The 17,189-nt window shown below is 52.7% G+C and carries 17 protein-coding genes; 9 read left to right on the top strand and 8 right to left on the bottom strand.

Going from position 1 to position 17,189, the window contains the following annotated elements; translation table 11 throughout:
• The first annotated feature begins 290 nt into the window (after positions 1-290).
• Positions 291-1,589: an MFS transporter gene (locus OGV80_RS20390; RefSeq protein WP_043017230.1), complete on the top strand. Its 1,299-nt coding sequence runs from the start codon at positions 291-293 to the stop codon at positions 1,587-1,589.
• Here OGV80_RS20390 and OGV80_RS20395 read toward each other — a convergent pair.
• The 5 genes from OGV80_RS20395 to trxC form a co-directional block, all read right to left on the bottom strand.
• Positions 1,586-1,921 carry a YfiM family lipoprotein gene (locus OGV80_RS20395; RefSeq protein WP_226791943.1) on the bottom strand — a complete coding sequence of 112 codons (336 nt, stop codon included), beginning with the start codon at positions 1,919-1,921 and terminating at the stop codon, positions 1,586-1,588. The two genes, OGV80_RS20390 and OGV80_RS20395, sit on opposite strands and share 4 nt — an antisense overlap.
• A 32-nt stretch (positions 1,922-1,953) precedes the next feature.
• Positions 1,954-3,309 carry a CDP-diacylglycerol--serine O-phosphatidyltransferase gene (gene pssA / locus OGV80_RS20400; protein WP_003835350.1) on the bottom strand — a complete coding sequence of 452 codons (1,356 nt, stop codon included), beginning with the start codon at positions 3,307-3,309 and terminating at the stop codon, positions 1,954-1,956.
• A gap of 114 nt (positions 3,310-3,423) precedes the next feature.
• Entirely contained in the window at positions 3,424-6,084 is a 2,661-nt protein-coding gene (locus OGV80_RS20410; protein WP_200001026.1) for a bifunctional acetate--CoA ligase family protein/GNAT family N-acetyltransferase, read from the bottom strand.
• A 36-nt stretch (positions 6,085-6,120) separates the two neighbouring features.
• Positions 6,121-6,819, bottom strand: a complete 699-nt coding sequence (gene tapT / locus OGV80_RS20415) for a tRNA-uridine aminocarboxypropyltransferase (RefSeq protein ID WP_043017228.1) — start codon at positions 6,817-6,819, stop codon at positions 6,121-6,123.
• 69 nt (positions 6,820-6,888) lie between these two features.
• Positions 6,889-7,308 carry a thioredoxin TrxC gene (gene trxC / locus OGV80_RS20420; RefSeq protein ID WP_003037559.1) on the bottom strand — a complete coding sequence of 140 codons (420 nt, stop codon included), beginning with the start codon at positions 7,306-7,308 and terminating at the stop codon, positions 6,889-6,891.
• 207 nt (positions 7,309-7,515) lie between these two features.
• Between trxC and OGV80_RS20425 the strand changes: the two genes are divergently transcribed.
• Positions 7,516-8,595 (top strand): tRNA/rRNA methyltransferase, encoded by a 1,080-nt coding sequence (locus tag OGV80_RS20425; RefSeq protein WP_286515653.1) that lies wholly within the window; start codon positions 7,516-7,518, stop codon positions 8,593-8,595.
• Positions 8,596-8,629: 34 nt separating this feature from the next.
• Here OGV80_RS20425 and ung read toward each other — a convergent pair whose 3' ends face one another.
• Entirely contained in the window at positions 8,630-9,319 is a 690-nt protein-coding gene (ung, locus tag OGV80_RS20430) for a uracil-DNA glycosylase (protein ID WP_080626221.1), read from the bottom strand.
• A 317-nt stretch (positions 9,320-9,636) separates the two neighbouring features.
• Between ung and grcA the strand changes: the two genes are divergently transcribed.
• Complete coding sequence (gene grcA, locus OGV80_RS20435) at positions 9,637-10,020, top strand: autonomous glycyl radical cofactor GrcA (protein WP_003037563.1); 384 nt, start codon at positions 9,637-9,639, stop codon at positions 10,018-10,020.
• 113 nt (positions 10,021-10,133) lie between these two features.
• Here the strand turns inward: grcA and srmB are convergent, their stop codons facing one another.
• Complete coding sequence (srmB, locus tag OGV80_RS20440) at positions 10,134-11,462, bottom strand: ATP-dependent RNA helicase SrmB (RefSeq protein ID WP_003835340.1); 1,329 nt, start codon at positions 11,460-11,462, stop codon at positions 10,134-10,136.
• 130 nt (positions 11,463-11,592) lie between these two features.
• Between srmB and trmN the strand changes: the two genes are divergently transcribed.
• Complete coding sequence (gene trmN, locus OGV80_RS20445) at positions 11,593-12,330, top strand: tRNA(1)(Val) (adenine(37)-N(6))-methyltransferase TrmN (RefSeq protein WP_087050931.1); 738 nt, start codon at positions 11,593-11,595, stop codon at positions 12,328-12,330.
• Here the strand turns inward: trmN and nadB are convergent.
• Positions 12,315-13,937 (bottom strand): L-aspartate oxidase, encoded by a 1,623-nt coding sequence (gene nadB, locus OGV80_RS20450; RefSeq protein WP_047409429.1) that lies wholly within the window; start codon positions 13,935-13,937, stop codon positions 12,315-12,317. The two genes, trmN and nadB, sit on opposite strands and share 16 nt — an antisense overlap.
• A 305-nt stretch (positions 13,938-14,242) precedes the next feature.
• Here nadB and rseD point away from each other — a divergent pair, with 305 nt between their 5' ends.
• From rseD to rseC, 5 genes are read left to right on the top strand one after another with little or no spacing between them, the layout of a single operon-like run.
• A complete protein-coding gene (gene rseD, locus OGV80_RS20455) occupies positions 14,243-14,365 on the top strand; it encodes a rpoE leader peptide RseD (protein ID WP_223306697.1) in 123 nt (40 codons plus the stop codon).
• Complete coding sequence (gene rpoE, locus OGV80_RS20460) at positions 14,362-14,937, top strand: RNA polymerase sigma factor RpoE (protein ID WP_003037573.1); 576 nt, start codon at positions 14,362-14,364, stop codon at positions 14,935-14,937. The genes rseD and rpoE overlap by 4 nt, the downstream gene beginning before the upstream one ends.
• Positions 14,938-14,968: 31 nt before the next feature.
• Positions 14,969-15,619: an anti-sigma-E factor RseA gene (gene rseA / locus OGV80_RS20465; protein ID WP_003037574.1), complete on the top strand. Its 651-nt coding sequence runs from the start codon at positions 14,969-14,971 to the stop codon at positions 15,617-15,619.
• Positions 15,619-16,575 carry a sigma-E factor regulatory protein RseB gene (gene rseB / locus OGV80_RS20470; RefSeq protein WP_043017223.1) on the top strand — a complete coding sequence of 319 codons (957 nt, stop codon included), beginning with the start codon at positions 15,619-15,621 and terminating at the stop codon, positions 16,573-16,575. Before rseA ends, rseB begins: the two co-directional genes overlap by 1 nt.
• A complete protein-coding gene (rseC, locus tag OGV80_RS20475) occupies positions 16,572-17,036 on the top strand; it encodes a SoxR-reducing system protein RseC (RefSeq protein ID WP_286515655.1) in 465 nt (154 codons plus the stop codon). The genes rseB and rseC overlap by 4 nt, the downstream gene beginning before the upstream one ends.
• Positions 17,037-17,189: the final 153 nt, after the last annotated feature.

The following is a 17,189-nucleotide window of genomic DNA, read 5'->3' on the forward strand; positions in this document are numbered from 1 at the left end:
GCATCAAACAAGTGAAGAAGCCCATCCTGACGGATGGGCTTTTTTGCGTCTGTACGGAGTGAAAACCGCCGGATGCGGCGTCCCGCCTTATCCGTCCTACAAAACTCACACTATTTCTGGCCGATAACTCGGCTCTCTCCCTCGAACATATCTGAATCATTTTCCTGCTAATTAAAACCGTGATCTTTCTCGCACAATGAGTTATAACAATTATATAACATTTAGTTCACCAAAATAGACATAACCTTCGTTGATAAATTAACGCGATCGTTGGCAGGGGTACAATTCTAATGGCTGATAGCAGTGTAACTGAGAACGGGATGCTGGCAGACGGCGATACCCGTCGTCGTATATGGGCGATTGTCGGAGCATCATCAGGGAATCTGGTCGAATGGTTTGATTTCTATATCTACTCTTTCTGCTCCCTCTATTTCGCTCATATCTTTTTTCCCTCCGGAAACACCACCACACAACTCTTACAAACTGCAGGCGTTTTTGCTGCAGGCTTTCTGATGCGACCGATTGGCGGCTGGTTGTTTGGTCGCATCGCAGATAAGCATGGGCGTAAAAAGTCTATGCTGCTGTCAGTTTGTATGATGTGTATGGGATCGTTGGTGATCGCTTGTCTACCGGGGTATGAAACTATCGGTACCTGGGCTCCTGCGCTATTGCTGCTGGCCAGACTATTTCAGGGGCTGTCTGTTGGTGGCGAATACGGAACCAGCGCTACCTATATGAGTGAAGTAGCCGTTGAAGGTAAGAAAGGTTTTTATGCTTCATTCCAGTATGTGACGTTAATTGGTGGGCAGTTACTGGCATTGCTGGTTGTGGTCATATTACAGCAAACGTTAGAAGACTCAGCGCTAAGATCGTGGGGGTGGCGTATTCCATTTGCGTTGGGTGCCGTACTGGCTATTGTTGCGCTATGGCTACGTCGCCAGTTAGATGAAACCTCGAAACAGGACGTTCGCGCGCTGAAAGAAGCAGGTTCTCTGAAAGGGCTGTGGCGTAATCGTAAAGCCTTTATCATGGTGCTTGGCTTTACCGCTGCAGGCTCGCTGTGTTTTTATACCTTCACAACCTATATGCAGAAGTATCTGGTTAACACCGCCGGTATGCATGCCAACGTAGCCAGCGGGATTATGACAGCGGCACTGTGTGTGTTCATGCTGGTACAGCCGCTGTTTGGTGCCTTGTCAGATAAAATTGGCCGACGTACTTCAATGTTGTGTTTTGGCGCGTTGGCCGCGATTTTCACCGTTCCCATTCTGACAGCATTGCAAAGCGTAACGTCCCCGTATATGGCGTTTGCTCTGGTGATGTGCGCTTTGTTGATCGTGAGTTTCTATACGTCAATCAGCGGTATTCTGAAGGCTGAAATGTTCCCGGCGCAGGTGCGCGCTTTGGGAGTTGGCTTATCTTATGCGGTAGCTAATGCCCTGTTTGGCGGCTCAGCCGAATATGTGGCGTTATCCCTGAAGTCTGTCGGTATGGAAACGACATTCTTCTGGTACGTTACAGCGCTGGCTGTCGTCGCGTTTTTAGTATCGCTGATGTTGCATGGGAAGGGGAAAGGTCTGCGCCTCTAGTAATGTGCCAGTTGCCAGACCGCATAGCCGGTAGACGCGCCTGCAACATCCCAGGCGAAGTCCTTCCAGCTCCAGCCGCTCCCTGCGGGGCGGCTGTCCCACAACTCTTTTGACGCGCCCAGGCTGACTGAGAACATCAGGCCGATAGCCGCACTGCGATCGCGGCTGTTACCCTGATGTTGGGCATATTCATTTCCGGCTGCGGCAAGCATGGCGGAGGCGATGAAGTGTTGAGCTTTGTCTTGTCCGCTCCAGCGGTCATTTGCCATGTGGCTGCAGCCAGAAATGGCCAGGATACTGGTAAGAATAAACAGGCGCACCGTTACCTCCATATGAAAAACCCCGTCACTGGACGGGGTCTTGGTTACAGAATACGGCTAATTAATCTGTCGATACGAATACGGCGTAGTCGACGGATGAGCTTACGCACTTTGACTGGATAGTCAGCAATGCTTTGCAGGTCGCGATAGTGCTTAACCACTGTGGTATGCGTGCGGATAAGCTCCAGCTCTTTATCGCGCTGGGGAGTCAGCTCTTGCTTAGGATCGTGGATAAGGATGGCGTTTTCCAGATCCAGACGCCAGGCGCGAGGGTTAAGGTTGTTGCCGGTGAGCAGCATCCATTTATCATCAACCCACATACCTTTCAGATGATAGGTATTGTCATCATCTTTCCATAAGCGCACGACCAGCTGGTCGGTATTCACGTAATACTGCAATCTGCTCAGGAAACGGCGCAGATTGATTTCATACAGATATGGCAGCGCACCGATGATCTTGAATGGCTCATCTTCCGGAATGAAAAAGTCGTTGGCGGTTTTATCACCGACAATGATTTCGACCTTTTTCCCTTCACGCAGCAGCTGAATGATATTGCGCACCAGTATGGCAGGCAGGTTGAAATAAGGGGTGCAGATTGTGAGCTTGTGCTCCGCGCAGGGCATGAGGTGAAAAATGGTCTTATTTAACAGACTGGATTTACCAAGTCCCACCAGAGGCGTAACCGAAAGCTGTTCATTATCCGCATCACCCTGAAAATGGAATGACGCATCGCGCAGTTCCTGACGGTACAGGCGGATGTCATTTTTAATTTCCGGGCTTTTAGGGCGATTGATATCATCAAGGCGATTAACGCCGCGACCATTCATCAGGTTCTGTGTAACCCAATCGAACATGATATCGGCCATTTGCGCGTTGCGAATCAACTGATAGCGGTCATAGCGATATTTATCATGCTGATGCAGATAAACATCGTTCAGACTGGCCCCGCTGTACAGGACGCTGTCATCAATGATAAAGCCTTTAAAATGCAGGACGCCAAGTGCTTCTCGGGTGTTAATCGGAACGCCGTAGACAGGAATATCGATACCAGGGTTTTCTTGCGCCATTCGGCAATACCAGTCAGCGTTGGTATTCGACGCCGCAGCACCAATACGTCCGCGCTGGGCTCGGTGCCAGTCCACAAGCACCCGGACATCCAGCTCAGGACGCTGCCGTTTTGCCGCATAGAGCGCGTCGAGTATGCCTTTGCCACCGTCATCCTGTTCCAGGTACAGCGCAATAATGCAGATCCGTCGCGTCGCGCTGGCTATTTTTTCCAGCAGAGTCTCCCTGAAATTAGCGGGAGCATAAAAGAAATCTACATCATCAACTGACTGAGAAATCTTGGGTAGTTGGGCAAGGTGTTGTTGATGTTTATTACGCTTAAATTTTGACAACATCACAGTGCATTTCTTCTCTGTTCATTGAAGGGTCCTCTGTGCTATGCAGACGACATAAGCGGGCAATGATACCACCAGTACCCATTAATGTGGTCAACATTTCCAGTACCTTACTCACGATTCCTCAAATTGGGCCAGATTAAGCGTTAGCCCAACAATTCCCTCTTCGAGCTGGACGTCAACAACAAACCCGAGTTTTCGGGCCAGGGCGACCATCCCACGATTGTTTGGCATCGTAATACCATTCAAACGCATAAGTCCGTGATCTCGGGTATATGCAATTAACTTTTCCATCAACCTACGGCCCAGTCCGAGCCCTTTGAGATCTGAACGTACCAGCACGGCAAACTCGGCGTCAACGTTATCAGGATCCGAGATTGCCCTCGTTACGCCGAGGATCTCTTGCCGATTATCTTTACACCGTACCGCAACAAAGGCCATTTCCCGATCGTAGTCGATCTGCGTCATATTGGCTAAATCTTCGTGGGTAAATTCGTTGATCTCACTGAAATAGCGATAATAAAGATCTTCTTTGGTTACCTGAGAAATGAACTGCTGCAGATGAGGCTCATCCTCTGGCAAAATGGGGCGGAACAGGCAGCGCTCGCCGTTTTTCAACTCTACCCATTCTTCTAGCTGATGGGGGTAGGGACGTACCGCCAGTCTGCTTTCGTTATCGCCCGTGAATGGGGCAATGTCCAGCGTGACATCCAGTGCGGTAAATTCACCGGCGGAGGCCAGCAGCGGATGAATATCCAGACGCTGAATTTCCGGACAATCGACGATTAGGTTGGAGACCTGCACCAGAAGCTGGCTTAACCCGGCGATATCCAGTGGGCGTAGTGCGCTACGAGCGCGGATCTTCTTATTTTTGATCCCCTGGATCACCAGATAACGCGCCAGATTCATATTCAATGGCGGCAATGCCACTACGGCTTGCTCTTCCGGTCGCCACTCAACCCCACCTTCACCCAGCATAATCAATGGGCCAAATACCGGGTCGTGTTCAACAACGACGCGAAGCTCCTGAGCGCCAGCGCGATTCGCCATACTTTGTACTAATAAACCGTGAATGCGTGCCTGCGGCCAGGCCATTTTTACCCGATCAAAAATCGCATTGGCTGCCTGCTGCACTTCTATTGCCGTACGCAGGTAGAGCATTACCCCCTGAACTTCTGATTTATGCGGTATATCAGGAGAACGCAGCTTTAGCGCCACCGGGTAGCCGATTTGCTCCGCGATGTGTACGGCTTCTGCGCTGTCGCTGGCGATCCACGTTGGCAGAGTGTGTAAGCCATAGGCCTGTAAAATCGGCTGCACTTCATGGGTATCCAGCGACGTTGCTCCTTCAGCAATCGCCTGCTGTAACAGATTATGCGCTTCGGCGGTGTTGGTGGTCAGGTAGTCCGGCAGCGCAGGCGTTTCCCGCAACTGCTTCTGGTTACGCCGATACTCCACCATATGCATAAACGCAGTGATGGTGCCTTCCGGCGTACGGTAGGTAGGTAATCCGGCTTCGCTAAACAGTCTACGGGCCTCCTGAGAGGAAAACTCTCCGCACCAGTTGGTCAGCAACGAGACGAACTTACCGCGTGGATGTCGCTTTACCGCTTCGATTAATGCTTGCGCGCTTTCGGTGCCGGGAGCGGCCGCGCTGGGGGAGTGAATTACCATCAGCGCGTCGAAATCCTGGCTGGCGAGCAAAATATCCAGCGTTTTAACGTAGTGTTCGCTGCTGGCATCATCACGCAGATCCAGCGGGTTGGCGATATCAACATGTTCAGGCAAGGCATCGCGTAATTTCTGGCTGGTATCTTCACTCAGCGTCGCCAGCTTGCCATTTTTTGACCACAGTTCATCTAATGCCAGTGCGGCTGGCGCGGCCCCATTGCTGATGATCATCAGTCTGTCGCCACGCAGCGGACGCATGTGGCTCAGGGTTTCGACCGCCGAGAACAGTTCGTGAGTATCTTGCACGCGTAATAAACCGGCGCGCTGGATAGCCGCGTCCCAGGCGGGGTCCATCCCTGCGCTGGTATGCAGTAAACGCTGCGCCGCTGGACTGCGACCGCTCTTAATCACCAGAATGGGTTTATTGCGCGAGGCGCTACGGGCGGCGGAAACAAAGCGCCGGGCATCGCTTAAATGTTCGAGATACAGCAATATTGCGCTGGTTTTGCTGTCGCGCGCCAGGTAATCCAGCAGTTCATCAACGTCGATATCCAGGCTGTCACCCAGCGCGATAAAGTAAGAAAAGCCCATTTCTCTCTGCTGTGCCCAGTCGAGTATGGTATTGGATACGGCAGCGGATTGAGAGATAAAAGCCAGCTTGCCGCGCTTAATCGGGACAGGGGAAAAGCTGGCGTTAAGTCCCTGCCAGGGGGCGAGAAGTCCCAGGCTGTTGGGGCCCAGCAAACGTATGTTGTAGCGTGATGCGCAGGCCAGCAGTTCTGCGTGCTGTGCCGCGGGAGCCGAGAGAATAATGCAGGTTTTACAGCCTTTCTCGCCAAGCGCTTCGAGTAACGCCAGGTTACGGCTGGCATTGGTGCACAATACGGCGAGGTCCGGGCTAAAAGGCAGGCTACTGATATTGGGCCAGGCCAGTACGCCCAACACCGCTTTCCATGCGGGCGTCACCGGTAAAACAGGTCCATTGAATCCCCCGGCAAGCAGGTTACGCATCATCAGGTAACCCGCGCGATTAGGTTTCATTGACGCCCCAATCACTGCAATGGATTTCGGTCGCAGTAGTGCTTCCAGACCACGCTGACTCATATCGGCTTCCTTAATGACACCAGTGACCGAATGATTTTAAACGCTTTCTGGCGAGTCTGCTGTGACGCTTCCCTGATGTTGGGTTTTTCCTGCCAGGTAGCGGGTTTTAAAGCGAGTGAAATGATCGCTTAACCCTTCCGCGGCTTGCGTATCACCCGCCAGATCCAATAAGGCGATGGCCACTTCGGCGGTACAGTATTGCCCTTCGGCGTGAACGCCGCGCAGGTGGTAAGCAGAAAGACGCGATAAATCAACGGAGATTACCGGCAGGTTATCAAGGTACGGGCTTTTGCGGAACATTTTACGCGCCTCAGGCCAGGTACCATCAAGCATAATAAACAACGGTGGTTTACCGGCTGGTGGCGTGAAAATCACTTCACGCTCTTCGCCTGCATAAGAGGCCGGGAATACAACCATCGGCTGGTAATCCGGATTTTTCACCAGTTCGAGCAGCGCCTGAGGCGGTTCGGTGCGTGACCACTGAAAAGCCGTGGTATCGGGCAGAATATCGGCAATCAAACGTCCCGTGTTACTGGGCTTCATCGGCTCGGTGTCAAACATAACCAGACAAAAGCGACTTTTTGCCTCAGAGGGCATTAGCGTTGCGCACAAGCAGAGCTTCAGCGGCAGCAGGCAGCGCTGACAGCGGCGAATGCGATTACCTCGGGCAAGGAAAGGGCGCGTGGCGCGCGCAAGGCGCTCAGCGCGTAACAGAAGAACAGCGTTATCGGTCATGGGGAAACACGTTGAAAAACGCTATTGTCGCAGAGGTGAAAACGGGGCACAAGATGCGCCCCGTAGAGATTATAATGATTCGTTAAGCCAGCTATCAAACGGGGCTTTTGGTACAGCGCCGTTAAGCATGTCGACGATTTCACCTTTTCTGAAGATCATGATGGTCGGAATGCTGCGGATACCGAAACGGGCGCTGAGTTCACGCTCGGCTTCCGTATTCACTTTAACAAAACGCACTTTACCGCTACGCTCTTCCGCGACATCTTCAAAAATCGGGGCGAAGTTACGACATGGACCACACCAGGGGGCCCAAAAATCAACCACCACCGGGAGATCGTCTTTTAACAGTTTATCCAGTGTTTCACCGGTCGCATTGATCACCTCCCCATCAAACAGGTCGTGACCACAGCGTCCGCATTTAGCCGCTTCCTGGACACGATCGTCGGGGATACGGTTGATAGCCTGGCAGCTGGTACAAACGGTATTCATAACTAACCTCTGGATGAGTGGAGTGGACTTCACGGCAGTAACGCCAGTATGTTTCTATTATGTTACATATTATCGGGGAGTCTGTTCTAAACAACAATGCGTTTTATTCAATGAGTACAATAGTCCTTAGCTTTTAAATGAAATAATGGCTAACGACGTGCACATCGGGTAATCTGCGCGCTTCGCGCAGAGCAGGTGGAGAAAAACATGAGCGACGAACTGAAGAATAAAAACGGCAAGGTCAAAGTGATGTACGTCCGCAGTGACGATGACTCGGACAAACGCACCCAAAATCCACGTACTGGTAAAGGCGGCGGTCGCCCCGGTACCTCCCGAGCCGAAGGCGGTCGTCGCCCTGCCCGTGATGACAGAAAGGGTCCGAACAGCGAACGTGGCCGTGAACGTGGTCGTGACCGCGATGTAGAACGCGACCGCAGACGTGAAGATTCACCATGGCGTACCGTGTCCCGCGCACCGAGTGATGACGCAGCGGACAAAGCCGATCACGGCGGTATTAGCGGCAAAAGCTTTATCGATCCTGAAGTATTACGCCGTCAGCGCGCGGAAGAAACTCGCGTTTACGGTGAGAATGCCTGTCAGGCTCTGTTCCAGAGTCGTCCGGACGCTATTGTTCGCGCCTGGTTTGTTCAGAGCGTAACCCCGTGCTTTAAAGAAGCATTACGCTGGATGGCGGCAAACCGCAAAGCCTACCACGTGGTTGACGAAGCCGAGCTGGCGAAAGCCTCTGGTACTGAACACCATGGCGGCGTTTGCTTCCTGATCAAAAAGCGTAACGGCACCACCGTTAAGCAGTGGGTTGGTCAGGCAGGGGCGCAGGATTGCGTGCTGGCCCTGGAAGATATTGCTAACCCGCATAACCTGGGCGGCATGATGCGTAGCTGCGCCCACTTTGGTGTGAAAGGCGTGGTAGTTCAGGATGCGGCGCTGCTGGAATCGGGTGCGGCTATCCGTACAGCCGAAGGTGGAGCTGAGCACGTTCAGCCGATCACCGGTGACAGCATTGTCGATGTGCTGGACGACTTCCGTAACGCGGGTTACACGGTAGTGATGACCTCAAGCGTGAAAGGCAAACCGTTGTTTACTACCACGTTGCCGGAAAAAATGGTGCTGGTATTAGGGCGTGAGCGTGAAGCTCTGCCAGAAGCAGCATGCTCAGCCGACGATCTGTGCGTAGCGATTGACGGTACGGGCAAGGTAGAAACGCTCAACGTTTCTGTCGCGACCGGCGTGCTGCTCGCGGAGTGGTGGCGTCAGAACAAAGCCTGATCATAAAAATGCCAGCGAATCGCTGGCATTTTTTTTACTCGCTTTCTGCAGGTAATACCGGCGTCCAGTCAATTGGCTTTTCACCTCGTTGTTCCAGCCACTCATTCGCCAGTACAAAGTGATTGCAGCCAAAGAAACCGCGATGCGCAGAGAGCGGTGATGGGTGGGGCGCTTTCAATACATGGTGACGCTGCGTATCAATAATCGCGCCTTTCTTCTGTGCGTGAGAACCCCAGAGCAGGAAAACCACGCCTTCCCGATGTTGGTTAATCAGGCTGATAACTTTATCAGTAAATGTTTCCCACCCCAGGCTGGCGTGCGAATGTGCCTGACCGGCGCGGACGGTGAGTACGGTGTTGAGTAACAGCACGCCCTGGCGTGCCCAACTTTCCAGATACCCGTGGGTTGGGCGCGTGAAGCCTGGAATCGTCGCTTCCAGCTCTTTGTACATGTTCAGCAACGAAGGCGGAGTGGCAATGCCGGGGCGGACAGAGAACGCGAGACCATGTGCCTGGCCTGGACCGTGGTAAGGGTCCTGACCCAGGATGACGACTTTCACGTCGCCAAGCTCGGTAAAGCGAAAAGCATTAAATACATCTTTTTGCGGCGGGTAAATTGTCATACCCGACTGACGCTCGCCCGCCACAGTATGCAGCGTGTTAACAAAATAAGGCTGCTGTTTCTCTTCTGCCAGTACATCGTGCCAGGTTAATTCGGTAGCCATTTCGCTCTCCTGCGAATTTTCAATCCCCCTAGCTTAACTGCTTCTTTCGGCGTCGCAAAATTCTGTACGTTTCTCAAGGGACTACCCCTTAAAGATAGTTGAAAATTTATGTAAAAAGTTTAGCTGCATGTATGGCGTAAGTTGATGTAAAACAATAAAATCCATCTATCACCACTTTCCATGTGTGTTTTTTATTGATTTAAATCAAAGATTCAAGGGTGTGTGAGGGGTATATATACACTCAAGCAACAATGGTTTTACCAATTGGCCGGATGACGGCCAACCGAGATCAAATAATTTTGCCGGGGAGGCATCAAATGATTACAGGTATCCAGATTACTAAAGCTGCAAACGACGACCTGCTGAACTCTTTCTGGCTGCTGGACAGCGAAAAAGGCGAAGCACGCTGCATCGTTGCGAAAGCAGGTTTCAATGCTGATGAAGTCGTTGCCGTCAGCAAACTGGGTGAAATCGAATACCGTGAAGTGCCGGTAGACGTACAGCCGGAAGTCCGCGTGGAAGGTGGTCAACACCTGAACGTAAACGTTCTGCGTCGCGAAACGCTGGAAGATGCGGTTAAGCATCCGGAGAAATATCCACAGCTGACCATCCGTGTTTCTGGTTATGCCGTGCGTTTCAACTCTCTGACCCCAGAACAGCAGCGCGACGTTATTGCTCGTACCTTTACTGAGAGCCTGTAAGGCTATCGGGGAATAACCCCCGTTCAGCAGAGAATCTGAAAGCGGAAGATGCCAGTGCGTCTTCCGCTTTTCTGTGCACAAAAAATGCCGGGCTAGACGGCCCGGCATTCGGTTTACTCTTTGTCGGACTGCTGAGTCGCAGCTCCGCTCGGCTTACGACGTTTGCCGATATTTTTGGCGTCGCGGTGACGTTTTTTCACCCGCGGCTTCTCTTTCTCTTTGGCTTTTTTCTCGGCGCGCTTTGCCAGCACTTTCTTGGATGGCTTACCGTTAGATTTCTCACTTGGCGCGCGCGTGGTTGGACGCAGTTCGTCGATGACGCGTGCTTTCAGTGGCTCGTCAATATAGCGGCTCGCTTTGCCGAGCAGCAGATGGTCGTGCGCTTCAACCAAAGAGATCGCTGTACCTTTACGGCCTGCGCGACCGGTGCGACCAATGCGGTGCAGATAGGCATCGCCACTGCGTGGCATGTCGAAGTTAAACACGTGGCTAACGTCAGGAATATCGATCCCGCGTGCGGCAACGTCGGTTGCTACCAGTACGTTCACGCGACCATCGGTCAGACGTTTGATCGCTTCGTTACGTTTGTTCTGCACCATCTCGCCTTCGAGATAGCAGTTATTAATGCCTGCCTGGCGCAGCCAGCCTGCCAGCTCGTGTACACGCTCGCGTTTGCGTACAAAGACAATTGAGCGGGTCGCTTCCGGCTGTTTTAACAGATGGATCAGCATGGCAGTTTTGTGCTCGATATCATCGGCACGGTAGTAAAATTGATGGATCTTCTTGCGTTCACGGGTGGACGGATCCGCTGAGACTTCGACCGGATCTTCCAGCAGACGCTCGGCAAAATCTTTAATCGCATCGCCTTCCAGCGTGGCGGAGAACAGCATGGTTTGCTTACGCCACCGGGTTTCACCGGCGATATGCTCGATGTCCTGGGCAAAGCCCATGTCCAGCATGCGGTCTGCTTCATCGAGGATCAACGTCTCAACGGCATGACAGTCGAAGTTCTCTTCTTTAATGTACTGCAGCAGACGACCGGTAGTGGCGACCACGATGTCCTGGTTTTCGCTAAAGACTTCCATGTGGTTCATGTAAGCCACGCCGCCGGTAATCGTTGCGATATCCAGATGCGTATTCTTCGCCAGCTCACGGGCGTGTTCGGCAACCTGCATCGCCAGTTCGCGCGTCGGTGTCAAAATTAAAATGCGCGGCGGACCAGATTTCTTGCGCGGGAAGTCGAGCAGGTGCTGCAACGCTGGCAGCAAATATGCCGCCGTTTTACCGGTGCCTGTCGGCGCAGAACCGAGTACATCACGGCCATCGAGCGCAGGCGGAATGGCGGCAGCCTGAATGGCGGTCGGGCGAGTGAAACCTTTTTCCTGGAGGGCATCCAGAAGGCTTTCATCGAGTTCAAGTTCGGAAAAAGTCGTTACAGTCATGTTCTACCTCTGAGTGGGGCGCTGATTATAGACGTTACGGCTGCAATCTTCATCTGTTTGTATGGATATACCTTCTCAGGTATTGTTTTTATCCTATGTTATCGTTTTTTTTCCAGGAAGGTTGTTCTTCATGCCCCAGTCTACATCCGTACTTAGACGTAATGGATTTACTTTTAAGCAGTTTTTTGTGGCACACGATCGTTGTGCAATGAAAGTCGGAACAGACGGCATTTTATTGGGGGCCTGGGCCCCTGTTGCGGGCGTAAAACGGATCCTGGATATTGGTACCGGAAGCGGCTTGTTGGCGCTGATGCTGGCCCAACGCACTGATGAAAACGTCATCATTGACGCCGTGGAGCTTGATGTTGACGCCGCGCAGCAGGCGCAGGAGAACATCGAGCAATCTCCGTGGATGCATCGCGTGAGCGTCCATACGGAAGATGCGCAGCAGTGGGTACCGCGCCAGACCGTGCGTTTTGATTTGATTATCAGCAACCCTCCCTATTATGAACAAGGGGTGGAATGCGCCACGCCGCAGCGCGAGCAGGCACGCTACACCACTACGCTCGATCATCAGGCATTACTTACGCTGGCAGCGGACAGCATAACGGAAGAAGGTTTTTTCTGTGTGGTGCTGCCGGAACAGATCGGCAATGCATTTACCCAGCAGGCACTCAGTATGGGCTGGCATCTGCGATTGCGCACGGATGTTGCAGAAACGGAAGCCCGACTACCTCATCGGGTATTGCTGGCATTCTCCCCGCAGGCCGGGGAGTGCTTTAGCGACAGGCTGGTGATCCGTGGGCCAGACCAACGTTACTCTGAAGGTTACACGGCGCTGACCCAGGCGTTTTATCTGTTTATGTGATGACTTAGCGGCGAGAGAATGGATGGGCCCGCCTCTGGAAGCTGTTCCGGGTAATCCAGCGTGTAGTGCAGGCCCCGACTCTCTTTGCGCATCATTGCGCAGCGGACAATCAGTTCAGCAACCTGCACCAGATTGCGCAGTTCCAGTAGGTTGTTCGAAACACGGAAATGGGCGTAATACTCGTCGATTTCCTGTTGTAGCATGGTGATACGGCGCAGGGCGCGCTCCAGACGCTTGGTTGTGCGCACAATGCCGACGTAATCCCACATAAACAGCCGCAGCTCATGCCAGTTATGCTGAATGACAACCAGTTCATCCGGGTTTTCTACCCGGCTTTCATCCCAGTCCGGGAGCGTGCTAACGCCGCGAGCATAAGGCATGCGCCTGTCGATATCTTCAGCCGCGGACCAGCCGTAAACCAGGCATTCCAGCAATGAGTTCGATGCCATCCGGTTGGCGCCATGCAGGCCGGTGTAACTCACTTCGCCGATCGCATACAGCCCGTCGACATCGGTGCGGCCAAAGTCATCAACCATCACGCCGCCACAGGTATAGTGTGCGGCAGGAACGATAGGAACCGGCTCTTTAGTCAGATCGATGCCCAGTCCCAGTAATTTTTCATAAATCATCGGAAAATGCTGACGAACAAATTCTTCTGGTTTATGGCTGATGTCGAGGAACATGCAGTCAGCGCCCAGGCGTTTCATCTCGTGGTCAATGGCGCGGGCGACAATATCGCGGGGAGCCAGTTCGCCACGCTCGTCAAAATCGGGCATAAAGCGCGAGCCGTCCGGGCGCTTCAGGTGCGCGCCTTCGCCACGCAGCGCCTCGGTCAGCAGAAAATTGCGCGCCTGAGGGTGATACAGCGCCGTCGGGTGAAACTGGTTAAACTCCAGGTTGGCGACGCGGCATCCCGCGCGCCAGGCCATCGCAATCCCGTCGCCCGAGGAAATATCCGGATTAGTGGTGTATTGATAGACCTTTGATGCGCCGCCGGTGGCCAACACGACTGATTTCGCATGGCAGGTTTCGACGGCTTCTTTATTACGATTCCAGATCCAGGCACCAACAACCCGACGCGTTCCCGGCAGACCGATTTTGTCAGAGACAATCAGATCGACGGCATTACTCCGCTCGAGAACCCGGATGTTGGGGTGATTTTGCGCCTGGCTGACGAGGGTGGTTTCGACTTCTTTGCCGGTAGCATCCGCAGCGTGCAGGATACGTCGATGGCTATGACCGCCTTCACGGGTCAGGTGATAGCTTTCTTCACCGTTGGGCTGAACCTGCGTATCAAACAAGACGCCCTGATCGATTAGCCACTGAACGCAGGTGCGGGCATTGCTGGCGACAAACTCAACCGCATGGCGATCGCACAAACCGGCCCCGGCAATCAGGGTATCTTCAACGTGAGAGTCGATACTGTCGGTTTCATCAAATACCGCGGCAATACCGCCCTGGGCATAAAATGTCGAGCCTTCGCTGACCGGGCCTTTGCTCAGGACAATAACCTGATGTTTTTCAGCCAGGCGCAGCGCCAGTGAAAGTCCGGCAGCCCCGCTGCCAATGATCAGCACGTCACAGGATAATTCAGGAGTCGTATTCATGATTTTTGTTTAATTTACTAAACAGTGTTTGGTCACCATAGCACCACATTGCGCGATACTGCACGTTTTATTTTTAAATGTGTTGCAATGACTAAACAAGAAAGAAAAGCATAACGAGGGTGAAAAGAGCAAAAATATTTTGTGAAGCAGACCGTTAGCATCAGATTATGTGGTGAAATAAAGTAGCCGTTGGGTTACTCTGCAAGCGGTGAAATGGGCATTTCTAAACAGATAGTGCGTTGATCGGGTTATGTAGACTTATAATGAGAGATAAGACCTGTCTACAACATGACAAACAAAAAACAATGCGTAACGGAACTTTACGAAACTTGAGCACTCTAAGCATTTGCTTGCTCATAGTGAAGCTGATGGAGTGGCGTTTCGAAGGCGCGTGGAAATTTGGTTTGGGGAGACTTTACCTCGGATGAGCGAGCAGTTAACGGACCAGGTCCTGGTAGAACGGGTCCAGAAGGGAGATCAGAAAGCCTTTAACCTACTGGTAGTGCGCTATCAGCATAAGGTGGCGAGTCTGGTTTCTCGCTATGTACCGTCGGGCGATGTACCCGATGTAGTACAAGAAGCATTTATCAAGGCCTATCGTGCGCTGGACTCGTTCCGGGGAGATAGTGCTTTTTATACCTGGCTGTATCGTATTGCAGTCAATACAGCGAAGAATTACCTGGTCGCTCAGGGGCGTCGTCCACCTTCCAGTGATATTGATGCGATTGAAGCAGAAAATTACGAAAGTGGCGGTGCGCTGAAAGAAATTTCGAACCCTGAGAACTTAATGTTGTCAGAAGAACTGAGACAGATAGTTTTCCGAACTATTGAGTCCCTCCCGGAAGATTTACGCATGGCAATAACCTTGCGGGAGCTGGATGGCCTGAGCTATGAAGAGATAGCCGCTATCATGGATTGTCCGGTAGGTACGGTGCGTTCACGTATCTTCCGAGCGAGGGAAGCTATTGATAATAAAGTTCAACCGCTTATCAGGCGTTGACGATAGCGGGATACTGGAAAAGGTATTAGGCATGCAGAAAGAAAAACTTTCCGCTTTAATGGATGGCGAAACGCTGGATACTGAGTTACTCAAAGAGCTGGCTCACGACCCGGAAATGCAAAAAACCTGGGAGAGTTATCACCTGATTCGCGATTCCATGCGAGGTGATACCGCCGACGTTCTCCATTTCGATATTTCCGCCCGCGTAATGGCTGCCATCCAGGATGAGCCAGTACGTCAGACGGCGCCATTGATTCCTGAGGCCCAGCCAGCACCGCACCAGTGGCAGAAAATGCCATTCTGGAAGAAAATGCGTCCGTGGGCCGCGCAGCTTACCCAAATGGGTGTCGCCGCGTGTGTATCACTTGCAGTTATTGTTGGCGTCCAGCACTATAATGGGCAATCTGAAACGTCCCAGCAGCCCGAAACGCCGGTATTTAATACATTACCGATGATGGGTAAGGCCAGTCCGGTTAGCCTGGGTGTACCATCTGACGCGACGGCCAGCGGCGGTCAGCAACAGCAGGTACAGGAGCAGCGTCGTCGTATTAATGCCATGTTGCAGGATTACGAACTGCAACGTCGACTGCACTCTGAACAGCTTCAGTTTGAGCAGGCCCAAACACAGCAAGCCGCTGTGCAGGTGCCAGGAATTCAAACTTTAGGAACGCAATCGCAGTAATGAAGCAACTTTGGTTTGCCATGTCACTTGTGGCTGGTAGCCTGTTCTTCTCTGTAAACGCCTCGGCCAATCCTGCGTCCGGGGCGTTGTTGCAGCAGATGAATCTGGCCAGCCAGTCGCTAACCTATGAGCTGTCATTTGTCAGCATCAATAAGCAGGGTGTTGAATCCCTACGTTATCGCCATGCCCGCCAGGATAACCGTCCGCTAGCGCAACTGTTGCAAATGGATGGACCGCGCCGGGAAGTGGTGCAACGTGGCAACGAAATCAGCTATTTTGAGCCTGGTCTCGAACCGTTCACGCTAAACGGCGACTATATCGTTGACTCTCTGCCATCTCTGATTTACACCGACTTTAAACGCCTTGCTCCCTACTATGATTTTATCTCAGTAGGTCGCACCCGCATTGCCGATCGGCTCTGTGAAGTGATCCGCGTTGTCGCCCGTGACGGGACGCGTTACAGCTATATCGTCTGGATGGATACGGAGACCAAGCTGCCGATGCGTGTCGATCTTCTCGACCGTGATGGCGAAACGCTGGAACAGTTCCGCGTCATCGCCTTTACCGTAAACAACGGCGTCAGCGACAGTATGCAGGCGCTGGCGAAAGCCAATCTGCCGCCGCTGCTGTCGGTTCCTGCAGGTGAGAAAACCAACTTTAACTGGAGTCCGTCGTGGTTGCCGCAAGGCTTCAGCGAAGTCTCCAGCAGTCGACGTCCGCTGCCGACAATGGATAACATGCCGATCGAATCGCGCCTTTATTCTGATGGCCTGTTTAGTTTCTCCGTGAACGTAAACCGTGCGATGCAAAACAGCGCCGATCAACTGTTACGAACCGGGCGTAGAACGGTCAGCACCAGCGTACGTGATAACGCGGAAATTACGATAGTGGGCGAACTCCCACCGCAAACGGCGAAGCGTATCGCGGATAATATTAAGTTCAGGGCTGCGCAATGATTAAAGAGTGGGCGACGGTCGTCTCCTGGCAAAATGGTCTGGCGACGGTCAGCTGCGATGTTAAAGCATCATGTAGCAGCTGTGCTTCCAGGGTCGGATGCGGGAGTCGCGTGCTGAACAAACTTGGGCCGCAGACCACGCACACCATCGTGGTACCCTGCGACGAACCCTTAGCGCCTGGTCAAAAAGTTGAACTGGGCATTGCCGAGGGTAGCCTGTTGGGTTCGGCGATGCTGGTCTATATGTCTCCGTTGGCGGGACTGTTTCTTTTCGCGGCGCTTTTCCAGGTGCTGTTTGGTTCCGATCTTGCGGCATTAAGCGGCGCCGTGCTGGGGGGCGTGGGCGGGTTCCTGATTGCTCGTGGATTCTCTCGTAAGCTTGCTGAGCGTGAGGCCTGGCAGCCGGTCATTCTGAACGTTGCTCTCCCACCCGATCTTATTCGCGTCGAAACCCAGCAGTGATATCTTTGCCTGATGGCGCTGCGCTTATCAGGCCTACGGCGTCATCAGATGCAGGCGTAGGCCGGATAAGGCGTTTATGCCGTCACCCTGCAAAAGTTTTACCGGCTTTGCATGGTCGTTTCCAGTTCCCGCTATCCTTGCTCTATGAACATT

The sequence above is a fragment of the Citrobacter sp. Ce119 genome (genome assembly GCF_030334525.1).
Taxonomy (GTDB): Bacteria; Pseudomonadota; Gammaproteobacteria; order Enterobacterales; family Enterobacteriaceae; genus Citrobacter; species Citrobacter europaeus.